Genomic DNA, 17,232 nt, shown 5'->3' with positions numbered 1-17,232 from the left:
ACACCTGCTTTTTTATCCAAACAAATAAAAACAGCCTCTAAACCTTTAAAAGATAAACAGATTGAAAATTTAATATCTGCTTTCAAAAAGCACTTATCTCTTTACAAAAGAAGATAAAATATTACAGCTATATCTCCTCAGAAAACATAGCTAATTTCCTTAAAATCAAAGTGTTTGAGTTCTTTATCAATTTCCACGGCCAGTCGGCCATCTTCGGCAACTCCCGCTATACATCCTTTTACCCGCTGGTTTTCTACCTCGAACACATGCACCTCTTGGTAGCGGTACAGCGCCTGTAGGTACTCATATTTCAGCTTCGTCAGTTTGTTGTTGCGTAATTCCAGGTACCGCTTTTCTAATATTTCGAGCAGGCGCACAGTAACCCTTTCCAAACCAAGTGGATTTTTAAGAATCTTTGCCAGCGATGTTGCCGTAGTATAGCCGAAATCTTGTTGATTTACATTTAAACCAATCCCAACTATACTATGTTGTATGGATTGACTATTTATGGTGTTTTCTATTAGAATCCCACCAAGTTTCTTATCTTCAAAAAATATATCGTTCGGCCATTTTACCTTTGCCTTGTCTGCGCCAAATTCGTGCAGCAGGTCAAGTACAGCCAACGATACAGCCATGTTCAGGTAAAACTGTTGCCTGACAAGCAGAAAAGACGGTGACAGAATTACAGAAAGCGTAATGTTCATACCAGGCTCCGCCTCCCAAACGTTACCACGCTGTCCACGTCCTTTCGTTTGCTCCTTCGTTATGACGGTGCAACCTTCTGTGGCTTCATTTTTGTTAAGAAGCAAGTGGGCCTCTGTGTTCGTAGATTCACAAACTGGCAGAAAATATAGCTGCTGGCCTACAAAGAGCGTATTAGGCACCATACATTAATAGAGAATTTAATACTTTTGTACATCAAATTTAAAGATCACAAATGAAACAAAGCAAGGTTGAGGCAAATTCAGACATATTGGCAGAGCTTGTTGTAAAAGGCATGAAGGAAAGAAAAGCCACCGATATTGTCGTATTAAACCTTAAATCACTTAAAAACGCCGTCTCAGACTACTTTGTAATAGCTTCAGCCAGTTCCGATACTCAACTCGACGCCATAGCTACCTCTATAGAAGAAGAAGTTTTTAAAGCTATTCGCCAAAATCCTTGGCAGAGTGAAGGCCGCATGAACAAAGAATGGGTGTTGTTAGACTATGTAGACGTAGTAGCACATGTCTTTTTGAAAGAAAAAAGATCATTTTATGCGTTAGAAGAATTATGGGGCGATGCTAGCATCCAACACGTAGATTCTGAAACCGCACGATAAATCACACCCGAACATTTAGGGAGGGTTTATGTTTCTTATATGTTTGAAACTTAATTATACATGGCAGAAAATAAAAATAAAGGGAATAACAAGAAGAAAAAGCCAATGATCCCGACTACGCCTCCACGGCCAACTATGCAGTTGTGGATGCTAGCGGTGCTGATTCTGCTTATTTTCGGTTTAACCTGGTTAAACACCAATAATGCGTCTGTTAACATTACGCAGCCTCAGTTTGAGGAAATGTTGCTTAGCAACGATGTTAGGAGATTGTCGATTGTAAATGAAAAAACGGTGGAAGTGTACATGAAAGAGGACGCACTTCAGAATGATAAGTATAAGGGTCTGTTGGATAACCGTGGGTCTTTGACCATGGATAATGGTCCTCAGTTTCACTTTCAGATTATCTCTCCAGAAATTTTTAAAGAAGATTTAGACAGCCTGCAAGAGAATGTGCCGCGTGACCAGCGCGTAGCATACGAAGTAGTTTCGCGCACTGGCTTTGCAGATTTCTTCTTTCAGTGGGGCTTTCTGATTCTGTTGTTGTTTGGTTTCTGGTTCCTGATGCGCCGCGTGACATCAGGTGGTGCAGGTGGCCAAATCTTTAACATCGGCAAGTCTAAAGCAGCGCTTTTTGATGCTGAAAACAAGGTAAAAATCACGTTCAAAGATGTGGCTGGCCTTGAAGAAGCGAAAGAGGAAGTACAGGAAATTGTAGAATTTCTGAAGAACCCAACAAAGTTTACCATACTTGGTGGTAAAATTCCTAAGGGAGCTTTGCTTGTAGGCCCTCCAGGAACAGGTAAAACCTTGCTTGCTAAAGCAGTTGCAGGCGAAGCAGACGTGCCTTTCTTCTCGCTTTCAGGTTCTGACTTTGTGGAGATGTTTGTGGGTGTGGGTGCTGCCCGTGTACGTGACTTGTTTAAGCAGGCGAAAGCCAAGGCTCCATGTATTATCTTCATAGATGAGATTGATGCCATCGGTCGCCACCGTAGCCGTGGCCAACAGCCAGGCGGAAACGACGAACGTGAGAACACGCTGAACTCCCTGCTAGTGGAGATGGATGGTTTCGCAACGGATTCAGGTGTTATCATCTTAGCCGCTACTAACCGACCTGATACGCTTGACTCTGCCTTGCTTCGCCCAGGCCGTTTCGACCGCCAGGTAAGTATAGACAAGCCAGACATTAACGGACGTACCGAAATATTTAATGTGCACTTGGGCCCTATTACACTGGCTCCAGATGTAGATGCTAAGAAATTGGCAGCGCAGACTCCTGGTTTTGCAGGTGCCGAAATTGCTAACGTTTGTAACGAAGCTGCTCTGATAGCTGCTCGTAGAAACAAGAAAGCAGTTGACCAACAGGACTTCAACGATGCCATTGACCGTGTGATTGGTGGTCTAGAGAAGAAGAACAAGATCATTTCTCCAGGAGAGAAGAAGATTGTTGCTTACCACGAGGCTGGTCACGCCATTGCAGGCTGGTTCCTAGAGCATGCCGATCCGTTGGTAAAAGTAAGTATCGTGCCGCGTGGTGTAGCTGCGCTGGGTTATGCACAGTATCTGCCGAAAGAACAGTTTTTGTATACAACTGAGCAGTTGATTGATGAGATGTGTATGGCACTTGGTGGCCGTGCAGCCGAAGAACTAGTTTTCGGCAAAATCTCTACGGGTGCTTTAAGTGACCTGGAGCGTATTACAAAAATGGCTTACAGCATTGTAACCATGTATGGTATGAACTCTAAAATCGGTAACGTATCGTTCTACGACTCAAAGCAGTCTGATATGACGTTTAGTAAGCCTTATTCTGAGGCAACAGCCGAAACCATAGACCAGGAAGTAAGAAGCATTATTGAGGCGGCTTATATCCGCACCAAGCAACTGCTTACCGACAAACGTCATGAGTTAGAGCTTGTATCGCAGGAACTGCTTGATAAGGAAATTCTGTTCCAAAGTGATCTGGAGCGTTTAGTAGGTCCTCGCCCGTTTGAGGAGCTAACAACGTATCAGGCGCACACTGCAGGTACAGACCGAAGCAAAACAAAAAGTGAAGTAGATCCGCAGTTTCCAGTAGAGCGTGGCCTTACACAGCATCCTGAACAGCAGGAAGGCAACGTGCCAGGCACACCACTGGGCGGCGATACACCATCAGAACCAAATAATTCACCAAACTCTAGAATTGCCTAATTACACGTATGTACGAGGCCAAATCTAAAGAAATAGTATTAAGAAGAGTTAGAGAGGCGCTGGCTAAGTCAGCGCCTTTTCTGCCTCCTACTCCTGATTTTACCTCGCCGTTGCACCCCGAACTTACCGATGACATGTCTATCTTGTTCGCGGAAAGCTTTGTAAGAAACAGCGGCACTTTTATTTACTGTGAGAATGAAGAAGACTTCTTCGATCAGCTTTTTACATACAAGAAGGAGCAGAACCTGGAAAACCTTTTTGTGTGGGAGCAAAATCTGCAGAACATTTTATACCATGCAGGTATAGATTATAAAGCAGATGAAGAAAACTTTATACAAAAGGCTGATGCTGGTTTAACTACCTGCGAAGCACTTATTACACGCACTGGCAGCATCTTAATAAGTTCAGCTAATGCAGGAGGCCGCAGGTTAAGCATTTACCCCGCCACCCACATAGTGGTGGCCAAGGCAAGCCAGTTAGTACCCGATATAAAAGATGGACTACTGATTGTGAAAAACAGGCATAAAGAGCGTTACCCCTCTATGGTTTCGCTGGTGAGTGGCCCCAGCCGCACCGCCGATATTGAAAAAACGCTTGTAATGGGCGCACATGGCCCCCGACAGCTTGTATTATTCTTAATTGATGACCTTCCGCATTAACCAACTTGCACCAGGCAAGAAAGTATATTTTGCCTCCGATTTCCATTTAGGAGTACCCAATGCCGAAGTTAGCCGTGCCCGAGAACAGAAAATAGTCCGTTGGCTTGATATGGCCAAGCAAGATGCAGCTGCAATTTTATTGGTTGGCGATATTTTCGACTTTTGGTTCGAGTACAAACATGCTATTCCAAAAGGATATGTGAGGTTGATTGGGAAACTAGCAGAAATAACGGACGCAGGTATACCAGTACTATTTTTCACGGGAAACCATGACATGTGGATGTTCGATTACTTCACAGAAGAGCTTAACATCCCGATTCTGCGCCATCCTATTTCCACCACCATCAATGGGCAAAGCTTTTACATTGGCCACGGCGATGGCCTTGGCCCTGGCGACCATACCTATAAAGTACTAAAGAAAGTGTTTGCGAACAAAGCCTGCCAATGGCTCTTTGCACGTATCCACCCAAATTTAGGTATCGGCGTAGCAAATATGTGGTCAAGGAGAAGCCGCATCAGTAACCAGAAAAAGGATGAATCCTTTTTGGGAGAAGATGAGTGGCTGATGCAGTACAGCAAAGAAGTAGAAGCTAAGCAGCACCACGACTATTATATCTTCGGGCACCGCCACCTACCGCTCGATTTGCCCGTAGGAGGCAACAGCCGCTACATGAACCTGGGAGAATGGGTCAATTTTTGCACGTACGGGGTATACGACGGTGCAACCTTAAAATTAGAGACCTTTGAAGGCTAAGCAATACCTTTTATGCCTGCTGCTACTATGCCTGCTGCAGCCATTAGCAACAACTGTTGTGGCTCAGGAGCAAGCACAGTTAACTTATAGCCACAGCACTCCTATCACTTCCGCTTCAGCTATTTCACAAGACCGCAACGGTAATTTATACCTGCTAGACGCAAAGCGTAACCTCTTGCGCTTGGATGCACAGGGCCGCCCGCTGGATACCTATTCACCACGAACGCGTGGCAGAATAACAGCCATCGAAGCATGGAACCCTATGAAGATCATGCTGTTTTACCAAGACAGGCAGGAAGTAGCACTATTGGACCGTTTTCTGCGCCCAATTACCAGCACAAGGCTTTCAGACTACGACTATACAGGAATGGTAAGGGTCGCCTCTATTTCTTCTGACGATAACCTCTGGCTCTTTAACGAAACAGAGTTTACCCTCAGCAAGCTTGATATCCAGAGAGGTTCTAAAGCTATTGAGACTTCCTTAGAACTGATATTGGATAGGGAACAGTTTGATGTGCGCCAACTGCGTGAATACCAGAACATGCTTTATATGCTGGATGCCAACGCAGGCATTTATGTGTTCGATAACCTCGGCAACTATAAGCAAAAGCTTCCTTATGAAGGTATAAACTACATAGGCTTCAGCGACAACGAACTATACTTTGTAAAAGAAGATAAACTGCACTTCCGCAATCTCTATCAGCAACAGGAGCAGGTTATCAAACTCCCAGCGGCGAAACAATATACTGCAGCGTTAGTCAGCAATGAATATGCTTACCTATTTTCGCAGAAGCAGCTAGATGTGTACACCCTGAAGCGGTAGCCTAGTTTGCCTCCGAAAAGAACTTCAAGCCCACTACACCTGCTATAATCATCAGCAGGCAAAGTATACGCATCAGGTCTTTTGGCTCGTTCAGGAAAACAATACCCAAAATAGCTGTCCCTGCTGCCCCTATTCCCGTCCAAATAGCATAGGCTGTGCCCAAAGGCAGTACCTTCATGGCTTGCGACAGCAGCATAAAGCTCAAAATCATAACAATTACAGTAACTAAGCTTACCCATGGTTTACTAAAGCCTTCACTATACTTTAGCCCAAAAGCCCAGCCTATCTCACAAAGTCCTGCCAAAATCAGGTAAAACCACGCTGTATTCATTTTCTATTTTTGTCGTTTCAGGTATAATTTTTAGTCTAGCGGCAATAACATCTCGTACTGCTGCAGCACTTTTGTAAAATGTCGCCTTTCCAAAAAATTAATTAGGGTTGTTGACCTAACATCAACATTAATAAACAACATACTGGCAGACGCACTTAAGCGCATTGCCTCCTGCAACAGCACTGTTCCTACGCCCTCATTTCGTTTAGTTTGATCTACTGCAAACTGCACTACGGCACCATTGTGCGGAAAAAACGCAATGTATCCGACTAATTCCTGCTGCGCAACATGTGCCTCTAAAACAACCGTTCTTTCTATGCTTCTTTTGATAGACTGAGACGTGTTCTGCCACGTTGGCATCGCATCCCAAAAGCAATGGTAGGGATTCCAGTTGGGGCTAGCCACTTCCACTATAGTTATACCCTCTGGAAAAGCTTCTTTTGACAGTAAAATTTCCTCCTTCACACCACGGAAGCAGTCGAGCAACCGTGTTTGAGTGAAGCCTACTTTTTGGTAAGAACTAAGAGCTGGTTCATTCCCTTTTATTACCTCCAGTAAGCATTGCTCTACACCACTCTTGCGCAGCTTAGGTAACAAGAAGCTGTACATCTGCCGTGTTAGTGCCTGCCCACGGTAAGCAGGCAACACACCTGTACCTGCATTATAGGCAGTAGGCTTACCCTCCCACTCTCCTAAACCTGTCAGTATAAAACCGACAATCTCAGCACCTGCATACGCTGCTACACAGAAAGCAGGCTCAACACCTTCTCGCTTCAGCTTTGCCTTAAACTGCTCTCGGTTTAGCTTTATGGGCACTACATAATCTGCAAAAGCAGCCATAAAAGCATCGTGCAGAGCAGGTACCTCTTTTTCGCTTAAAAAGGAGAAATGAATCTTTTCCATAGTGTTAGGTTTGTATGTACAGTAGTTTATTGCCTGCAAAATTAGGAGTTACTGTAGCGTTTTCTCTATTTATTCTACGGTCAATTTAGAAATCGCGTCCATAGCAAGAAGTTACCTTAGAAAGGCTAAGCAGAAATAACCTATGCTGACTCTACCACCCTAACCTCTTTCTGTAAACTAAAAACACACCTACAGCTATAAGTCCTGCAGCAGCTGTTATGTTTACTTTATACCAAAACGCAATATCCATCAGCATATAAACTGAGCAAAGAGCCACGATAATAAGCACAAGCCACAGTCCTGGGTAATAAGGAGCCATTGCCAATTCTCTGTACTCCTTCAGCATGTACCCAGCAAAGCCCATGTACATAAGAGCAGCAAAAGTGGTAAAGGCCGCCGCCTCAATTCCCCATATGGGTACAAGTATAAAGTTCAATACAATGTTGCCCGCTGCCGCCACTCCTGATATTTTCCAGAGCTTTCCTGTAAACTCGTGGTAGGTAAGGAAATTAATGACGGCTGTATACAAAGGCCTGAAATTGTACCCCATCAAAATAATAATAGCTATAGGATATGCCTGCTGCAGTGCCTCGTTCCTGATCAGAAGCACGAAAATTTCCTTCATCCATAAACAGATGCCTGTAGTGGCTAGCAAAAAAAGCAACTGCATGGCAAAGGTCATGTTACGGGCCTGTATGGCCGCGCTCTTGGTGCGCTGTGCATAGTAACTAAAATAGAAAGGAGAAGCAGCCTGAACAATAGCACCAGAGGCAATCATAAAGTATCCGCCAAAGCTGGAGGCAACATTGTACAAACCAATCCTTCGCAGTGGCACACCCAGCACATCCATAACCAACCTGTCTGAGGTATCCAGAAAAATAAACGACAAGCTATGTGGCACTACAGGCAAAGACACCTTTAAAGAACTAACTATGCGATGCCACCTAAAATTAAAGATAGGCCAAAGCTTTTCCCTTACATAAACGTAGTAGCTGTTGAGTAAGAAACCAGATGCCAACGAGAAAAAATGGGCATAAAACCAGCCCATATAGCCCAGTTTTAGGTAAGCTATGGTATAAAGATTTAGACTTACGCCTACCGCGCCTACCACAAAAGAGCGAAGTGCTATAGGGAACGGCCGCTGCGACAACTGGTAAAAAAGACTTGCCTGTGTTTCGGTGCTGCTGAAGAACATAATGGGCAAACAGTACAGTAATGCAATCTGCAGGCGGTGCGCAGCAGCCTCTTCAGGAACAAGAAAGAAAATAACAACTCCCATCAGCACCCCATAAAGCAGCGCCCACACCGAGATAAACCCGTACAACTGCCGCCAGATCCATCGGAAACGGGTTGGGTAGCGAGAAAAGCTATTTACCAGCACTACCGAAAGCCCCAGCGACTGCAGCATGGCTAAAGCAGACACATAAGCGAGCACAACGCCAGCCACTCCGTAATCGGCAGGCGTTAGGTATTGGGTAATAATCGGAAGCACCAGCACGCCTGCCATCCGTGGCATTTGTGCCGCCAACCCATAAATAGCCGCATGCGATATTAACTTCCGAAGCATTGCCTAAAATTATACTTAAATTTTCAGCAATGCTCTACACCACTTGTTTTTATCGCGTTATGCATGTTTAGCCTCCGTTTTAACAATTATATCGCACTAAAAACGCAATTTGCGTGTTGCCACAAAACCTAGGCTACAGCAGAAGCCTAAAAAATTATTATATTTGTTAATTAACTAAATTGAAAACCAGACATTAGTCTAGCTATATAAGGAGATAAAACTGTGGGATGTAGTTCGTGTTCTAGTGGCGGATGTGGCACCAAACCTGGTGGCTGCAAAAGCAACGGCGGATGCAGCACGGGAGGCTGTAACCGTTTAAATGTATTCGACTGGCTCAGCGATATGGAATTACCCGTTTCGTTTGAGGAGTTTGATATAGTAGAAGTTCGTTTTAAAGGAGGTCGCAAAGACTTCTTTCGTAATATAAACAGGCTCGACCTGACAACTGGAGATGCCGTGGTGGTGGACGTGCCAAATGGACATCATATAGGCCATGTTTCCCTTAAGGGAGAGTTGGTGCGTTTGCAAATGCTTAAAAAGAAAGTAGATAACAACGAAGAGATTCGCACCATCTACCGCATTGCCAACGAAAAGGACATGGAGAAGTTTAACGAGGTGCGAGACCTTGAAAGCGGCACCATGTACCGTAGTCGAGAAATTGTACAGCAGCTCGGGCTTAGGATGAAGCTTTCGGATGTAGAGTATCAGGCCGATAAGTCGAAAGCTACGTTCTTTTACTCTGCCGATGACCGTGTTGACTTCAGGGAGTTGATTAAGAAACTGGCAGAAGAGTTTAAAGTGCGTATTGAAATGCGCCAGATAAGCCTGCGCCACGAAGCTGGACGATTAGGCGGTATAGGTTCATGCGGAAGAGAGCTTTGCTGCTCTACCTGGCTCACCGATTTTAAGAGCGTGTCTACCACAGCGGCCCGTTACCAGAACCTGTCGCTTAACCCGAGCAAGCTTTCGGGGCAGTGTGGCCGCCTGAAGTGCTGCCTGAACTATGAGTTGGAGACGTATATGGATGCGCTGAAGGACATACCAACCGTAAGCCGACCGCTGCAGACAAAGATGGGAGACGCTTTCCTGCAAAAAACCGACATCTTTAAGAGAATGATGTGGTTTGGCTTTAGGGGCGACAATAACTGGTACCCAGTACCAGTAGAGCGTGTGCAGGAAATTCTGGAGCAAAACACCAAAGGTGTAGCCGTAGAATCATTGGTATTGGAGGCCCCAGCTGAGCCAAAGCAGAATGAATTTGTAGCACAGGTAGAAGGAAGCTTAGAGCGACTCGACGACAAATTCAAGAAAAAGAAAAAGAAGAAAAAGAAGCCTAACGCAGGTGCTAATGCCCCCGCTCAGCAACCTGCACAGCAGGCTAGAGAAAACAAGGCAGCAGCCACTGCTACAGAAGCTAGGCCGCAGGAACAAAGGCCGAGAAAGCCAAAGCCTTTCAAAAATAAAAATAAGGAGGGCAACGCTAACGCAGGTTCTAGGCCAGCACAACCAGCAACGGCAGCAGTAAGCCAGGCACAACCTAATAATAGCACTGCGGAGGCTGGAGGCGCACAGCAAGGGCCTAAGAAAAACAAGTCGCGCAGACCATTTAAAGGGAAAAAGCCTGACCAGACAAAGCCACGGAACGATGCTTAGAAGTGTAGTAATGCTGGCAGTGGCTTTGCTACTGCTTACCAGTTGCGATCCTCAACGCATTTTTGAAGAAAATGTAGATTTAGAAGAAGGGAATTGGGCTGTAGATAATGCGCCCGTGTTCTCTTTCGAGATACAGGATACGACGCAACAGTATAATATTTATTTTAATGTGCGCTACAACCTGGAGTACGAGTTCTATAACCTATACATGCGGCACCAACTCATAGGCCCAGACGGCAATGTAATGTCCTCTCAGCTGCATGAGTTAGATCTGATGGATTCTAAAACAGGTAAACCCCTCGGGAAGGGCTCTAGCGATATTTTCGATTTACAGGCACTTGCTTTAAAAAATGTGACGTTTCCCAAAACAGGTACTTACCAACTAAAGCTTACGCAGTACATGCGCCGCGATCCGCTTGCAAACATATTGTCGGTAGGTGTGCGAGTGGCCACGCCTGAATAAGCTTCAGTTATATTTATAAACAAAAGCCCCGCCTTCACAAAGAAGGCGGGGCTTTTGTTTATAAATATAATTTTTCACCTACAGCCTATCTTTTACGTAGCTATAGATAATTCAAACGGCTTGGTTATCTCGGCACCCTAGCCTAAGCCATTCATATTATTTGTAGTTAATTATAGCATGAAGTTCACCCTCATCATATTAGGTTTTGTACTAACCGTTTTTTCATTCTTGCCTCTGATAAAATCGCCACAGTGGTGGATCAGGGTTCTGGATTTTCCGCGTTTTCATGTTGCGCTTATCTTAACAGCTGTTCTTGTGGCATATGTGGCCTTGTTTAGTGCTGGCAGTACCCTTGAGGTTGCCATGCTTGTATTATGGGCTTTGGCTATCCTCAACGAGGTTAGGTTCATCATTAATTTCACACCTATTGTTAAAGTAGAGGCGCTACGAACAAAGCAGCAGAAGCCTGCCAACGCATTTACTTTAATGATTGCGAACGTAAGGATGTCGAACAAAAAACATGAGAAGTTCCTGAACCTGGTGCTGCAGGAAAACCCTGACATGCTTGTGATGAACGAGCCGAATGAAGCATGGCATCAGAGCGTAAGAAAAAAGCTAGATAACCTTTACCCGTACGCCATTAAGAAGCCGCAGGAAAACACCTACGGCATGATGCTCTACAGCAAGTTTAAATTAATAAACAGCGAGATACACAACTTGATTGAGGATGGTATTCCCTCCTTTTACACCATAGTAGAACTACCAAGTGGTAAAAAGTTCGATCTTTTTACGGTACACCCGCAGCCGCCAAGGCTAATGCAGAACACCGAGACAAGAGAAGCAGAACTTTTGCTTGTGGCTAAAAAAGCCAAGGAAACGCCTTATGCCAGTGTTGTAGCAGGCGACCTGAACGATGTAGCCTGGTCTAAAACAACAAAGCTGTTTAAGCAGATCAGCTGTATGATAGACCCACGCGTGGGTCGTGGCTTTTACAATACCTATAATGCCTTTGTTCCAATCTTCCGCTATCCGTTAGACCATGTTTTCTATGAAGCAGAATTCCGTTTAGTAAGTCTTCGGCGCTTGCCAAAGTTCGGGTCAGATCATTTTCCGATAGCTATAACCCTTAATTATGAGCCGCTGCACGAGAGAGAGCAAAAACACCCAATGGCTGATAAAGAAAGCTATGAGGAGGCTGAGGAACTGATTGAAGAAGGGATGGAAAAAGGAGAAGAGAAAAATAAAGAAAAGACCGAGGATGATATAAAGTAAAAAAACCCGCTCTGGGCAGAGCGGGTTAAAATAGAAGGAATGAGTACCTGGCGGTAACTTATATCTTGAACAAAAGAAATTAGATTTTCTCTACGTTGATAGCATTCAATCCTTTTTTGCCATCTTTCACTTCGAAAGACACACGGTCATTCTCACGTATCTCGTGGATCAAACCAGTCTGGTGAACAAAGATGTCTTGGTTTGTATCGTCAGCTACGATGAAGCCGAAGCCTTTAGATACGTTGTAGAATTTTACTTTACCTGTTTTCATGATAATGAATTTATAATAACTAAAGCAAAGGTAATAATTACTTTGGAATAAACTCATTATCACATAAAATAGTGAAAATAAACCTAAAAAAATTAAATTTAACCTCTAAAAACAGCTTTCAACTTGCTTTATATCAAGGATATAGGCAAGTTGAAAGCCCCCAAGTAAGCTCTACAAGCAACAGCCTCAGGCACCTCTTACACCCTCGCATTTTACCAGATTCAGAACTTAAGGCTCTAGCTGTTTTTCTCCGCTATCGTATGTAGTAAGCTTGCTGTACCAGCACTTGTTAAGCACTTATCCAACTTCACCAAAAGGTGAATTTTAACCCAGATGTTTAGCACAAAACCCCAGTTGTTCTCAAACAAAGGTGCTTAAAACTGACACTGATACACAACAATATAGCAATAACCCTCCCTCCCACGGTTCGTATAGTTAAAAACAGTTAACCCCACAAACTAAGGAGGACAAACACCTATTTCTGATGTGTCTTAACCTAATTTATATAGCTACACAACTACACTTCCAACCTTAAAAAAAGGTGCAATTAACTATTAACAAACAAAATTTAGGAGATCTTAACTATGAAAGAAAACGAAAAAAATCAAAACACAGATCAAACGAGCAATAATTTAAGCTCGGGCGATTCTTCTAATACAACATCAAGTACAGATTCCAGTACCTCAAATACTCCAACCGCCTCTGCTACATCTTCTAACTCAGGAAGTAGTAAAGCAACAGATTCTACAGCAAAGTCTTCTACTACTAAGGCAAGCACTTCTTCTTCAAGCACATCTGCTAAAAAAGAAAGTAAAACACCTGACAAAGAAGGAAAGTCAACCGACTCTAAGAGTTCAAAAGCATCTAAGGCGTCTAATGGCATAACAGCCAGCACCTCTAGTAACAATACTAGCGACAACGACAGCGATGATAACAACAAGAGTTTAGACAGAAGCAGCCAGCGAAGCACAACAGGTAACTACGGTTCTCTGAGCAGTGGCGGCGGCGATTCGGATAACAACAACCAGAATAGCTGGAGTAGCCAAGGCAGCCAAAGCGGCTATGGCTCACAAGGTGGCTATGGTTACGGCTCTCAGAACAGCAACTATGGCGGCCAGAGTGGCTATGGCTATCAAGGCGACTACGGTTCTTCTTCGCAGGGTGGTAACATGCAAAGAGGTTATGGCACCAGCAATGGCTTTAACGAGTCGCAGCAAAATGATTATGGCGGTGGCCAAAGCGGAAGCTATGGTGCAAGCCAGGGTAACTATGGCAGTGGCCAGGGCTCTTTAGGCGGCTTTAACTACGGCAGTCAGGGCGGCATGGAAGGCAACCGTGTAAGATACCAAGACCAGGATTTTGGAGCTAGTAGGGGCGGCCTGCAGGGAGGTTATCAAGACCGAGAAGGCGACCGCCAGGGCGGTATGATTTCTGGTGGCACATCTGGTGCTTTCGGCACACAGGGTAATTCTTCGCAAGGCAACTATGGCAGCTACCAAAGCGGCACAAGTAGCAACTACGGCAACTATGGCGGTGGCTACAGAGCAAGCACAAGAGGGTACGGCGACCAAGGCTTCCAAGGTGGCGGCAATAACTACAGAGACCAAGGTGGCTACGGCAACCAAGGCGGTTATGGATACCAAGGCGACTATGGTTCTTTTGCTTCAAGAAACGATGATTACCGCACCATGAATGATCAGGGCGGTGTTTATAACCAAAACCGTGGCGGCTCTTTCAGAGATGAAAACGACCATGGAAGATTCGGTAGCTACGGCGACTATGGAACAGATTACGGTACAGAACGCAGAAGAAACCCAAATACTGGAGACTCAGGAAGATCTGAAAACCAAGGCCAATATGGTGGCATTTCAGGCCGTTACGGCTCTATGGGCTACGGTTCGTCTAGAGGCATGGGCGAATACGATCGTGATGACTATGGCTCACAAAGAGGCTGGGATTCGCAAAGCTCTATGCAGGGCGGTTACGGTTCGCAAGGTGGTTATGGCTCCAGAGGTGGCTCTTATAACGATGGGTACGGTTCTTCAGACCAAGGCTCCCGTGGAAACTACTACGGTTCTTCATCCCAGGATCGCCGTATGGGCTACGGAGACCAAAGCTCGCAAGGTGGTTATGGTGACAGCAACTATAGCCGTGGCATGAGTGGCGGCTATGGTTACGGCAGTGGCTCTGGAAACTCAGACCGCAGCAACTTCGGGCAGAACACCTATGGCTATGGCCAGAACTACCGCGAGGGTGGTTATAACCAGGGAGGCCGTGGAGGCGACAACAGCCGCTACGGTTCTATGGACAGCAACACGTCTTACTACAGCGATAACCAAGGCTCTAGCTCACGCGAGAACTATCGCCGTGGCCAAGATGATAGCGACAATGATGGCTACGAAAGCCGCAGAAGCGACCGCTACAGAGATATGGACTAAGTGCTTCTCCGAACTAAAGACAAGGAATCAGGATTAGAAAAAACCTGTTAATTTCAAAGGTAGAGCCTATTCCGAAATCTAATTTGTTCGTATACTAGTATAGTCCGACATAAAAATAAAAGGCGCTACTCCAAATCGGAGTAGCGCCTTTTATTTTCCTAAAAACACTAAAGATTCCTGTTGAATGGTGATATTAGTGTTTAGATGCCAATTTTATAGTTGAGAGCACTTTTCAACTTTCTAACTCTCAAACTACCCCAACTCTCTAACTACTTAAAGCTTTCCTGATAATCCTGAGCAAACTCTCGGAAAGTATGAGGTTCTGAGCCTGTAATCTGCTTTACTGTATCTGTGGTAACTCCGCCATAACCTGCTTTATACATTTCGTTAAGCTCCTGTATACAATTTGTCTGCCATTCAGGTGCCCCCTGCGACAGCATTGCCTGCCTTACTGTATCTTCTGGCAAGTCCACATATTCAATTTCCTTGCCTGTTACCTGGCTCAATATCATAGCAATCTCTTTATAAGTTAATGCTTCATCACTTGTCAGGTCATAGGTTTTTCCTTCGTGGCCATCTCCTTTAAGCGCTTCCACTGCCACGGAAGCAATATCACGTACATCAATGTAGCTTACTTTGGCATCGCCTAAAGAGCTATAAAATTTACCTTCTTCCCTGATGCTATTAGCATGGTAGTGCACTATGTTTTGCATGAATGAAGTAGGACGGAGAAAAGTATACGCTATACCGCTTTGCTTAATATACTCCTCTGCCTCTCGGTGCCAGCGTCCTAATTGTATACCTGGTTCGGCATCTGCCCCCATAACTGATAAGCGTACAATATGCTTCACTCCTGCCCGCTTTGCCTCATCCACCAGCACCTTTGCCATCTCTACCTGGTCTGGCGTAAAAGGCGTTAATAAAAATACTTTTTCTATATGTGTAAAAGCAGCATGCAGAGAATCAGGGTTTTTGAAATCTATTTCTGCCACCTCCACATTGGGTAGTCGTTTTAGGTTTTCGCCCCTGATGATAGAGTGTACTCCTGCACGTACTTTTCCGTCTCTTACGGCTAATTGCTTTATTACTTCGTGGCCTACCGTGCCCATGGCACCTGTTACCAGAACTGTTCCTTCCATAGTTATTCTTTTATTTTGATACTGTACTCTAACTATAGCCATAGAAAAAGGTTATAGTTGTGCATTGCCCATGGTATAAAACACCAGCGACTACCTCCGTAGAAGTAGCCGCTGGTTTACATATGAAGGATGAACTAATGGTAGATCTTAATTTTGCCAGTTTAACTTTTTCTGCAGCCCTTATTCGTATTTCCAAGTCTCGCCAATCAAAGGTTTTGCCCTCGCTCATAGCCACAAATATTCCCTGGACCATAGCACCCCAAGTTATCAACAGTACAAAAGGGGGAGAAAGTAAAGAATTGCTACATATTGCTTCTTTATGTTTTAAATTCAACAGCAAGATTAAGCAATAAATATTACCACACTGTTACGTCTAAATCATTAAAACATCATCTGGAAGTTTCTTGTATATCAAGCAGCGAAGCAGCTCTATAACAAGACTTACCACTGCTAGTTTTTATAGGATAATGAGTAAAGATATTGTTACCGCTCCTCCAGCGTCACCAGGTAAAATTTCCCGTTTTCGTTCGTGATGAGCAGTTGCGTGGGCGATAGGTATAGCACGGCCTCAGCCTGGCCAGTTTTGCCTATAGGTAGGCAGCTGCGTTTGCCGCTAAAGCTCACCTGCCCCTCCTCCATCTGAAACAGGTATAACCTGCCGTAGCCTAGCAAGGCAAATTGGTCTTTAGCATCAGAAATATCAGCACCTGTTATAGCCGATTTCACACGCAGTTCCTCTTGTGGCTCCAATGTATAATTTCCTTCGGATGTTGGTAACCTATAGTGGCGGGTAATGGTGTGGCGCAAGGCACGGCTCTTGGTGAAAAGGTGCAGGCTATCAGCGTGGTAAAAGAAACCTTCAAGATCGTAGTGGCGATCTTGCAATGACGGCGGTGGAAATTCTGTTTGATCTGCGTAGCGGAAGCGGATGGTGTTTTCTATAATTCCAGTTTCCTGCCGCAGCTGGTGTACTTGCAGGTTCTGACGGTTATTCTCGTTATTGCCAAAGTCGCCGATGTAAAGCTCCCCTTGCTCATCCTGCGCCAGGTCTTCCCAGTCCTGGTTCTTTAGCTGTAGCGGCAAAGTCTGCAGCAATTCGCCTTTCAAGTTGAACAAGTAAAATTCGCTGGGAGAACCGCTATCGCCATGCGTCCAGAAGCTACTGTCGGAGGCACGGGCTAGACCAGAGCTTTCAGGTATATTGGAATTCAGTTTCCCAATGCGCTGTACCTTCACTTTATAGTTCTTCCGTAGCCTGACGAAATCGCTGTTCCGCCTGTCGGAGCCACAGCCGCAGAGGGCCGCCTGCAGGTATACATAAAGGGTGAAGAGTTTGATGAGCAAAACTGTAGGAAGTTAGAGGGTTGGAGAGTTTAGGAGTTAGAGGGTTGGGGAGTTAGAAAAGTAGAAAGTTTAGGGGTTATAGTATAGTTCGCTTTGGCAGAGAAGCTATG

Annotated in this window: 17 protein-coding genes; 10 read left to right on the top strand and 7 right to left on the bottom strand. The window is 44.8% G+C overall.

Annotated elements, in window-relative coordinates:
- Positions 1 to 137: 137 nt before the first annotated feature.
- Positions 138 to 887, bottom strand: coding sequence for a biotin--[acetyl-CoA-carboxylase] ligase (locus LN893_RS03975; protein WP_229968502.1), 750 nt, complete (start codon positions 885 to 887; stop codon positions 138 to 140).
- Between the two features lie 50 nt (positions 888 to 937).
- Between LN893_RS03975 and rsfS the strand changes: the two genes are divergently transcribed.
- From rsfS to LN893_RS03950, 5 genes are read left to right on the top strand one after another with little or no spacing between them, the layout of a single operon-like run.
- Positions 938 to 1,321: a ribosome silencing factor gene (rsfS, locus tag LN893_RS03970; protein WP_229968501.1), complete on the top strand. Its 384-nt coding sequence runs from the start codon at positions 938 to 940 to the stop codon at positions 1,319 to 1,321.
- A gap of 60 nt (positions 1,322 to 1,381) precedes the next feature.
- The gene (gene ftsH, locus LN893_RS03965) at positions 1,382 to 3,505 is read left to right on the top strand and encodes an ATP-dependent zinc metalloprotease FtsH (protein ID WP_229968500.1); all 2,124 of its coding nucleotides are present in this window, start codon (positions 1,382 to 1,384) and stop codon (positions 3,503 to 3,505) included.
- An 8-nt stretch (positions 3,506 to 3,513) separates the two neighbouring features.
- Positions 3,514 to 4,164 (top strand): LutC/YkgG family protein, encoded by a 651-nt coding sequence (locus LN893_RS03960; RefSeq protein ID WP_229968499.1) that lies wholly within the window; start codon positions 3,514 to 3,516, stop codon positions 4,162 to 4,164.
- Positions 4,148 to 4,918, top strand: coding sequence for a UDP-2,3-diacylglucosamine diphosphatase (locus tag LN893_RS03955; protein WP_229968498.1), 771 nt, complete (start codon positions 4,148 to 4,150; stop codon positions 4,916 to 4,918). Before LN893_RS03960 ends, LN893_RS03955 begins: the two co-directional genes overlap by 17 nt.
- Complete coding sequence (locus LN893_RS03950) at positions 4,908 to 5,741, top strand: hypothetical protein (protein WP_229968497.1); 834 nt, start codon at positions 4,908 to 4,910, stop codon at positions 5,739 to 5,741. The genes LN893_RS03955 and LN893_RS03950 overlap by 11 nt, the downstream gene beginning before the upstream one ends.
- Position 5,742: 1 nt before the next feature.
- Here LN893_RS03950 and LN893_RS03945 read toward each other — a convergent pair whose 3' ends face one another.
- The 3 genes from LN893_RS03945 to LN893_RS03935 all read right to left on the bottom strand — a co-directional run bounded on the left by LN893_RS03945 (position 5,743) and on the right by LN893_RS03935 (position 8,542).
- A complete protein-coding gene (locus tag LN893_RS03945; protein WP_229968496.1) occupies positions 5,743 to 6,072 on the bottom strand; it encodes a DMT family transporter in 330 nt (109 codons plus the stop codon).
- A gap of 30 nt (positions 6,073 to 6,102) precedes the next feature.
- The gene (locus LN893_RS03940; protein ID WP_229968495.1) at positions 6,103 to 6,975 is read right to left on the bottom strand and encodes a GNAT family N-acetyltransferase; all 873 of its coding nucleotides are present in this window, start codon (positions 6,973 to 6,975) and stop codon (positions 6,103 to 6,105) included.
- A 151-nt stretch (positions 6,976 to 7,126) separates the two neighbouring features.
- Positions 7,127 to 8,542 carry a lipopolysaccharide biosynthesis protein gene (locus tag LN893_RS03935; protein ID WP_229968494.1) on the bottom strand — a complete coding sequence of 472 codons (1,416 nt, stop codon included), beginning with the start codon at positions 8,540 to 8,542 and terminating at the stop codon, positions 7,127 to 7,129.
- A gap of 222 nt (positions 8,543 to 8,764) precedes the next feature.
- Between LN893_RS03935 and LN893_RS03930 the strand changes: the two genes are divergently transcribed.
- From LN893_RS03930 to LN893_RS03920, 3 genes are all read left to right on the top strand, one after another.
- Positions 8,765 to 10,195: a PSP1 domain-containing protein gene (locus LN893_RS03930; protein ID WP_229968493.1), complete on the top strand. Its 1,431-nt coding sequence runs from the start codon at positions 8,765 to 8,767 to the stop codon at positions 10,193 to 10,195.
- Positions 10,188 to 10,658: a gliding motility lipoprotein GldH gene (locus LN893_RS03925; protein WP_229968492.1), complete on the top strand. Its 471-nt coding sequence runs from the start codon at positions 10,188 to 10,190 to the stop codon at positions 10,656 to 10,658. Before LN893_RS03930 ends, LN893_RS03925 begins: the two co-directional genes overlap by 8 nt.
- Positions 10,659 to 10,835: 177 nt before the next feature.
- Positions 10,836 to 11,930 (top strand): endonuclease/exonuclease/phosphatase family protein, encoded by a 1,095-nt coding sequence (locus tag LN893_RS03920; protein ID WP_229968491.1) that lies wholly within the window; start codon positions 10,836 to 10,838, stop codon positions 11,928 to 11,930.
- 79 nt (positions 11,931 to 12,009) lie between these two features.
- On the opposite strand, the gene LN893_RS03915 is transcribed toward LN893_RS03920, so the two are convergent.
- Complete coding sequence (locus LN893_RS03915; protein WP_229968490.1) at positions 12,010 to 12,201, bottom strand: cold-shock protein; 192 nt, start codon at positions 12,199 to 12,201, stop codon at positions 12,010 to 12,012.
- Between the two features lie 584 nt (positions 12,202 to 12,785).
- Here LN893_RS03915 and LN893_RS03910 point away from each other — a divergent pair.
- The gene (locus LN893_RS03910) at positions 12,786 to 14,639 is read left to right on the top strand and encodes a hypothetical protein (protein WP_229968489.1); all 1,854 of its coding nucleotides are present in this window, start codon (positions 12,786 to 12,788) and stop codon (positions 14,637 to 14,639) included.
- 269 nt (positions 14,640 to 14,908) lie between these two features.
- Here LN893_RS03910 and LN893_RS03905 read toward each other — a convergent pair whose 3' ends face one another.
- A complete protein-coding gene (locus LN893_RS03905; RefSeq protein WP_229968488.1) occupies positions 14,909 to 15,778 on the bottom strand; it encodes an SDR family oxidoreductase in 870 nt (289 codons plus the stop codon).
- Between the two features lie 122 nt (positions 15,779 to 15,900).
- Between LN893_RS03905 and LN893_RS03900 the strand changes: the two genes are divergently transcribed.
- Positions 15,901 to 16,131, top strand: a complete 231-nt coding sequence (locus LN893_RS03900; RefSeq protein WP_229968487.1) for a hypothetical protein — start codon at positions 15,901 to 15,903, stop codon at positions 16,129 to 16,131.
- A 130-nt stretch (positions 16,132 to 16,261) separates the two neighbouring features.
- Here LN893_RS03900 and LN893_RS03895 read toward each other — a convergent pair whose 3' ends face one another.
- Positions 16,262 to 17,122: a hypothetical protein gene (locus tag LN893_RS03895; protein WP_229968486.1), complete on the bottom strand. Its 861-nt coding sequence runs from the start codon at positions 17,120 to 17,122 to the stop codon at positions 16,262 to 16,264.
- Between the last annotated feature and the right edge of the window lie 110 nt (positions 17,123 to 17,232).

Origin of the sequence: Pontibacter harenae (genome assembly GCF_020907245.1) — a bacterium.
Taxonomy (GTDB): Bacteria; Bacteroidota; Bacteroidia; order Cytophagales; family Hymenobacteraceae; genus Pontibacter; species Pontibacter harenae.
The sequence above is the reverse complement of the archived record's forward strand: the minus strand, read 5'-3'. Positions and strand labels throughout refer to the sequence as shown.

Coding starts and splice junctions, on each gene's coding strand:
- LN893_RS03975 (WP_229968502.1), bottom strand. CDS start 887: ATGGTGCCTAATACGCTCTTTGTAGGCCAGCAGCTATATTTTCTGCCA.
- rsfS (WP_229968501.1), top strand. CDS start 938: ATGAAACAAAGCAAGGTTGAGGCAAATTCAGACATATTGGCAGAGCTT.
- ftsH (WP_229968500.1), top strand. CDS start 1,382: ATGGCAGAAAATAAAAATAAAGGGAATAACAAGAAGAAAAAGCCAATG.
- LN893_RS03960 (WP_229968499.1), top strand. CDS start 3,514: ATGTACGAGGCCAAATCTAAAGAAATAGTATTAAGAAGAGTTAGAGAG.
- LN893_RS03955 (WP_229968498.1), top strand. CDS start 4,148: ATGACCTTCCGCATTAACCAACTTGCACCAGGCAAGAAAGTATATTTT.
- LN893_RS03945 (WP_229968496.1), bottom strand. CDS start 6,072: ATGAATACAGCGTGGTTTTACCTGATTTTGGCAGGACTTTGTGAGATA.
- LN893_RS03940 (WP_229968495.1), bottom strand. CDS start 6,975: ATGGAAAAGATTCATTTCTCCTTTTTAAGCGAAAAAGAGGTACCTGCT.
- LN893_RS03935 (WP_229968494.1), bottom strand. CDS start 8,542: ATGCTTCGGAAGTTAATATCGCATGCGGCTATTTATGGGTTGGCGGCA.
- LN893_RS03925 (WP_229968492.1), top strand. CDS start 10,188: ATGCTTAGAAGTGTAGTAATGCTGGCAGTGGCTTTGCTACTGCTTACC.
- LN893_RS03920 (WP_229968491.1), top strand. CDS start 10,836: ATGAAGTTCACCCTCATCATATTAGGTTTTGTACTAACCGTTTTTTCA.
- LN893_RS03915 (WP_229968490.1), bottom strand. CDS start 12,201: ATGAAAACAGGTAAAGTAAAATTCTACAACGTATCTAAAGGCTTCGGC.
- LN893_RS03910 (WP_229968489.1), top strand. CDS start 12,786: ATGAAAGAAAACGAAAAAAATCAAAACACAGATCAAACGAGCAATAAT.
- LN893_RS03905 (WP_229968488.1), bottom strand. CDS start 15,778: ATGGAAGGAACAGTTCTGGTAACAGGTGCCATGGGCACGGTAGGCCAC.
- LN893_RS03900 (WP_229968487.1), top strand. CDS start 15,901: ATGAAGGATGAACTAATGGTAGATCTTAATTTTGCCAGTTTAACTTTT.